The organism is Amycolatopsis sp. SID8362, from assembly GCF_010550475.1.
GTDB classification, from domain to species: Bacteria; Actinomycetota; Actinomycetes; order Mycobacteriales; family Pseudonocardiaceae; genus Amycolatopsis; species Amycolatopsis eburnea.
Genome location: NZ_JAAGNB010000538.1, coordinates 1 through 6,262, shown reverse-complemented (window position 1 = coordinate 6,262; position 6,262 = coordinate 1). Strand labels below are relative to the sequence as shown.

General features: G+C 72.4%; 5 protein-coding genes. 3 read left to right on the top strand and 2 right to left on the bottom strand.

Translation table 11 applies throughout. The features are described 5' to 3' along the window. Nucleotides 1-671: transposase family protein (locus G3I65_RS16995; protein ID WP_160696989.1), on the bottom strand; the 671-nt coding region annotated here is incomplete at its 3' end. A gap of 270 nt (nt 672-941) precedes the next feature. Here G3I65_RS16995 and G3I65_RS16990 point away from each other — a divergent pair. Then, nucleotides 942-1,505, top strand: a complete 564-nt coding sequence (locus tag G3I65_RS16990; protein ID WP_160696987.1) for a TetR family transcriptional regulator — start codon at nt 942-944, stop codon at nt 1,503-1,505. Between the two features lie 30 nt (nt 1,506-1,535). After that, the gene (locus G3I65_RS16985) at nt 1,536-2,438 is read left to right on the top strand and encodes a phosphotransferase family protein (RefSeq protein WP_160696986.1); all 903 of its coding nucleotides are present in this window, start codon (nt 1,536-1,538) and stop codon (nt 2,436-2,438) included. Here the strand turns inward: G3I65_RS16985 and G3I65_RS16980 are convergent. Then, nucleotides 2,415-5,150 carry an FAD-binding and (Fe-S)-binding domain-containing protein gene (locus G3I65_RS16980; protein ID WP_160696985.1) on the bottom strand — a complete coding sequence of 912 codons (2,736 nt, stop codon included), beginning with the start codon at nt 5,148-5,150 and terminating at the stop codon, nt 2,415-2,417. The genes G3I65_RS16985 and G3I65_RS16980 overlap by 24 nt on opposite strands. 84 nt (nt 5,151-5,234) lie before the next feature. On the opposite strand from G3I65_RS16980, the gene G3I65_RS16975 reads away from it, so the two are divergent. Beyond that, on the top strand, nt 5,235-6,262 hold a 1,028-nt coding region (locus G3I65_RS16975; protein ID WP_160696984.1), incomplete at its 3' end, for a GAF domain-containing protein.

The following is a 6,262-nucleotide window of genomic DNA, read 5'->3' as shown; positions in this document are numbered from 1 at the left end:
TCGGCTTTGTAGGGAGTGAGCACGATCTGCTCGCACGGTCCCTCACAGTCCGGGCATTCGCGGGTGGTGCGGACGTCTTTGTGCCAGCCGTGGAAGCCTTTGTCCCCGGCCGGGGTCAGGCCGTGGGCGTGCAGGTGCTGGCGGATCCGCAGCCGGCGGGCGGCGGTGATGTCGGCCGTCTTGCCCGGCAACGCCGCCGACACCCACAACAACCGGCCGGTCTCGTCGGTCAGGGCGAGCACGACCAGGCCGTGATGTCTGTGTTTGCCGTTGTAGTTGGCCCGGTTGGCTTTGCCGGTGCGGCGGCGGGTCCGGATCAGGGTGCCGTCCACCAGCACCACCGCCGCGGCCCGGGCGGCCTGGCGTCGCAGGACCCGGTTCAGGCGGGCGGCGCGGACGGCGAGCAGGGTGATGACTTCCAGCACCCACCGCCGGACCGTAGAGGCGGACACGCCCATGCCGGCCCCGAGGTGGGTCAGGCGCGGATCGTCGCGCAGCACGGCCAGGACGACCAGTGCCTGCTGGGCGGGGCCGGCTTTGCGCCAGCGGGACCGCAACCGCTGGCGGTGGGCACGGATCAACCCCGCGACCAGCTGCAGGGTCTGTCCGGACAGTGGAAGGGTGACCTGGTAGGAAAGAGGACCGAAGCCCTCGGCGGATGGTTGACTCACATCTCGATCCTGCCGAGGGCTTCACCTATCTCCAGGTTCGCCACGCTGGTCCCAGCGGCACTTCGTGTCACCACAGGCAACCACCACGAACCCGACACCCTGACCAGCCACAACCAGGATGAAACAACCCCAATGTGGCCTTCGGTGCGTCTGACGCACCCAAGGCGGCCTTCGGTGCGTCAGACGCAACCAAGGCCACCTTGGGGCGCATTGCCGGACCGGCGGCTAGGCGGGCGCACGGACGTCCGGTTTGCCGGTTAACCTGCACCGGTGAGCGAACAGCCCGGCCGGAAGCGGGACGCGGCCGCGACGCGGCTGGCGTTGCTCGACGCCGCCGCGAAGCTGTTCGCCGAACGCGGCTTCGACCGGACGACCGTGCGGGACATCGCCAAGCTCGCCGGGGTCAACCAGTCGTTGCTCTTCCGCTACTTCGGCAGCAAGGAAGCGCTGTTCGAGGCGGTCATCGCGCGCAACGGGCGCGAACAGCTGGCCGCCACGCCGCCCGAACGGCTCTTCAGCGCTTCCTTGCGCAGCATGCTGGCGGCCGACGGCGCGGGGAACCGGACGCTGGAGACGTACCTGCGCTCGTCGGGCAGCGACGGCGTCGCGGCCGCGATCCGGCAGGAGATCGGCGAGGAGTACGCGCAGGTGCTGGCGACGCTGACCGACGCGCCGGACGCCGAGCTGCGTGCCGACCTCGCGCTGGCCTGGCTGATGGGCATCGCGCTGGTCCGCGAGATCTCCGGCAAGGAGCCACTGGCCAGCGCCGACCCCGAAGAGGTCTGCCGGCTCGTGCTCACCGCGACGCGGACGCTGCTGGAGCGCAGCGAATAACCGCTGGACACCCGCTCTAGCGTCGGGGTCATGGTGCCCTTCCCGCCCGCCGCGACCGAGGCCGAGTTCGGCGCGCTCACCCGCGCAGGCCTGCTGCCCGCGGTCACCGGCCTGCTGGGCCGCGACGACGTCGTGCCGTTCACCGAGGGTTCACTGCCGGTGTACGCCGTCGGCGACGACCTGGTCCTCAAGCTGTACCCGCCGCTGTACCGCGACGAGATCGCCACCGAACGCACGATGCTCGAAGTGCTGCACGGCACCCTCCCGACCCCGGCGCTGAAGGACGCGGGCGAACGCGACGGCTGGGGCTGGCTGCTGATGGAACGGCTGCCCGGCCGGACGCTCAAGGAAGCCTGGCCCACCCTGTCCACAGGGGACAAACGACGGCTGATGCCCGAGGTGGGCGAGCTGCTGGCCACGCTGCACGCGGTCGACGACCCGCGGCTGGCCGTCCTGGCGCCCGCGGACTGGACCGAGTTCGTCGCGCGGCAACGGGCGAAGGTCGTCGAGCACCACCGACGGACCAAACTGGACGAAACGTGGGTGGCGCAGATCCCCGCGTTCCTCGACCGCGTCGACCTCGGGACGCCGCCGGTCGTGCCGCTGCACACCGAGTTCATGCGCGACCACGTGATGGTCGACGACGGCCGCGTCACGGGCCTGTTCGACTTCGAACCCGCGATGCGCGGTGCGGCGGAGTACGACTTCGTGGCGGTGGGCCTGTTCGTGAGCAGCGGCGACGGCGACCTCCTGCGCCGGTTCCTCGGCGGCTACGGGCAGGCGGTCGACGAACGCCGTTGCCTGGCCTACGCGTTGCTGCACGTCTACAGCAACTTCCCTTGGTACTTCAAGGAAATGCCCGAACCACCGGAGCCGACGCTGGAAGCGCTGGCGACGGCTTGGTGGGGGTCAGGGCAACGCGCGGCGCAGTAGTTCCGCGAGGTGCACCGGACGGCGGCCGGACTCCTGCTCGATCTGCGTCCGGCAGCTGAAGCCGTCCGACACCACGACCGTCTCCGCCGAAGCCGCGCGGATCGCCGGGAGCATCCGGTCCTCCGCCACCGCCTTCGAGACGTCGTAGTGACCGCGCTCGAAGCCGAAGTTGCCTGCCAGGCCGCAACAGCCCGCGTCCAGGGTGGTGTTCCGGACGCCCGCCGCCGCGAGCGCCGACTCGTCCGCGCCGAAGCCGAGGACCGCGTGCTGGTGGCAGTGCACCTGCGTGATCGCGTCGACGTCCAGCGCCGCGAACGGGATCGGCGCCCGTTCGAGCAGCTCGGCGAAGGTGAACGTGCGGGACGCCAGCAAGGAGGCGCGTGCGTCACCCGGCATCAGCGCGGGCAGGTCACCGCGGAACAGCGCCGTGCAGCTCGGTTCCAGCCCGGCCACCTCGTAGCCGTCCTCCAGGTACGGCGCGAGCACGCTCAGCGTCCGGTCCAGCACGCGCCGGGCCACGCCGAGCTGACCGGTCGACACCCACGTCAGTCCACAACAGACCCCGCGGTCTGGGAGCACGACGTCGTAGCCCGCCGCGGTGAGCACCTCGTACGCGGCGTCGAGCACCGACGGCGTCAGGTAGTTGTTGAAGGAGTCCGGCCACAGCACGACACGGCGCTCGCCCGCAGCCCGGCGCCGCAGATCCGCCCGGCTGCGAGTGAACGGCGAGGCGGCGAACGTGGGCAGGGACCGTTCCGGCGCGATGCCGCCGAGCCGTTTCACCCAGCCCGCCAAACGGGACCGTCCGACCGCGTTGGCCAGCCGTGGCGCCCGGGCGCTGAGCCGCAGCCACAGCGGCAGCCAGCCCATCGAATAGTGCGACGCCGGACGCAGCCGCCGCCGGTAGTGCTGGTGCAGGAACTCGGACTTGTACGTCGCCATGTCGACGTCGACCGGGCAGTCCGACAGGCATCCCTTGCAGGACAGGCACAAGTCCAGCGCGTCGTGCACTTCGGACGAGCGCCAGCCGTCCTTGATGACCTCGCCGTTGATCATCTCGGCCAGCAGGTGCGCCCGCCCGCGCGTCGAGTGCTGCTCCTCGCGGGTGGCCCGGTAGCTCGGGCACATCACGCCGCCACCACTGGTGTTGCGGCACTTCCCGACGCCGACGCAGCGCCGCATCGCCTGCCCGAAGCTCCCCCGGTCCTCGGGGTAGCCGAGGAACACCGTGTCCTCAAAGGACGGTGAAGTGGCTCGCACGCGCAGGTCCGCGTCGACCGCCCGCGGCGCCACCAGGATGCCGGGGTTCATCCGCCCGGCCGGGTCGAAGATCCCCTTGAACCGGGCGAAGACGGCCATCATCTCCGGGCTGTACATCCGGGACAGCAGCTCGGACCGCGCCTGGCCGTCGCCGTGCTCGCCGGACAGCGAACCGCCGTGCGCCGCGACGAGGTCCGCCGCCTCCTCCAGGAACCGCCGGAAATCCGCGACGCCGGACGCCGACAGCAGGTCGAAGTCCAGCCGCAGGTGCAGGCAGCCCTCGCCGTAGTGGCCGTAGACGACGCTGCGGCGCCCGTGCGCGCGCATGAGCTCCTTGAACTCGCGTAGGTACGCGCCGAGCCGCTCGGGCGGGACGGCGGCGTCCTCCCAGCCGGGCCACGCCTCCGAGCCGTCGGCGAGCCGCGTCGCGAGCCCGGCGCCCTCCTCGCGGATGCGCCACAGCCCGCGTTGCGCGGCCGGGTCGTCGACGATCACGAAGCCCGTCAGATCGAGGGACGCCGCCAAGGCGCGGGCCCGCGAAGCCGGCTCGTCCCCGGCCAGCTCGACGAACAGCCACGCGCCGCCCGGCGGCAGGTCGCCCGCCCGGCCCGGCAGCATCGCGACCAGTTCGGCGTCCACGCCTTCGACGGTCAGCGGCGACCACGGCAGGATCGACGGCACCGCGTCCGCCGCCGCGATGTCGGACGGGAAACCCAGTACCGCCAGCACTTTCCGGTCCGGGAGCCGGGCGAGCGAGACGGTCGCCTCCAGGATCGTCACGCACGTGCCCTCGCTCCCGACGAGTGCCTTGGCTACGTCGAACCCGTTCTCCGGCAACAGGTGTTCGAGCCCGTAACCGGACACGCGGCGCGGCCACGTCGAAAGTTCCTTGCGCAGCAACGCCAGGTTGTCGCGAACCAGCGCGCGCAGCTCGTCGAAGATCCGGCCCTCGGTGGGCTCGTCCGGGCCGACGCGCAGCCGCGTGCCGTCGTAGAGCAGCACCTCCAGCGAGCGGACGACGTCGACCGTGCGCCCCCACGCCACCGAGTGCGACCCGCACGCGTTGTTGCCGATCATCCCGCCGAGCGTGCAGCGGCTGTGCGTCGACGGGTCCGGCCCGAACCGCAGCCCGTGCGGGGCCGCGACCGCCTGCAGGTCGTCGAGCACGGTGCCGGGCAGCACCCGCGCGAGCCGGGTCTCCGGGTCCAGCGAGAGCACCCCGCCGAGGTGGCGGGACGCGTCGATCACCAGCCCGGGCCCGCACGCGTTCCCGGCGACGCTCGTGCCACCGCCGCGCGCGATCACGGGCAGGTCGCGGGCGCGGGCCTCGGCGACCGCGGCGACGACGTCGTCGACGGTCCGCGGCAGCACCACGCCGCGGGGCACGTGGCGGTAGTTGGACGCGTCGGTGGTGTAGAGCGCGAGCGTGGCGGCGTCGGTGAGGATCTCCACACCCCCATTCAAGTCGACCGGGCGCCCGCGTACCTCTCCAGCCGGGTATGTCCGAAACCACAGTCCGTGTGCGATCGTGGGCGCGTGACGGCAAAGGAGCACGTCGCCGAGTACAGCGCGGTGCTGGGCGAGCTGCTGCGCGAGCGCGAAAAACTGCTCGGCACGCTCGACCGCGTCGCCGCGCTGCACGGAACCGCGCGCCTGATCCGGGAGGCCGTCGGCGCGAAGGCCGGCTTCGTCGCCGAGCTCGACCGGCCCGAGCTGGCCGTGATCCGCTGGATGTCCGGCACCCGGACCGACGCCCTCCAGGACCTCGAGGTGCCGGTCGGCCAGGGCATCGGCGGCCGGGTGCTGGCGCTGGGCCGCCCCGTGCGGGTGAGCGACTACGTCAGCTCGCCGGCCATCACCCACCAGTTCGACGCCCAGGTGCGCGGCGAGGGACTGGCCGCGATGCTCGCCGTCCCGATCGTCGCGCGCGGCGAGACCGTCGCCATCGCCTACGCGGCCATGCGGGAGCCCGCCGACTTCGGCGACGACGCCGTCCGGCGGCTGGAGGAGGTCGCACTCGACGCCGGGACGGCGCTGCACCTGGCCAAGGTCGCCGAGACCGACCGGACGGCCGCGGTGGCGGGCGAACGCCTGCGGATGCAGAGCGCGCTGCACGACTCGGTCGGCGCGCTGCTGTTCTCCATCGGCGTCCAGGTGCGCGACCTGACCGCCGACCTGCACGGCAACCCGGGGCTCGAAGCTCGGCTGCACCGGCTGGAAGGGGACGTTTCGGCGGCCGCCGGGGCGTTGCGGGAGTCGCTGCTGGCGCTGTCGGAGTCCAGCCCGGAGCGGGCGCTGCCGGTCGAGCTGGCCGAGCACTGCCGCTCGTTCCAGGCGCGCTGCGGCGTCCCGGCGCGGTTCGTGCAGCTCGCGGCGGTGCCGCCGCTGGACGCCGAACGGACGGCACTGCTGGTGTCCGCCGTCCGCGAAGGGCTGCTCAACGTCGAGAAGCACGCCCGGGCGTCGTCGGTGATCGTCAGCCTGGTGGCAGGCGACGACGGCGTGCAGGTGGTCGTCGCCGACGACGGCACCGGCGCGGCGCCCGTCCCCGGCGCCGGGGTTGG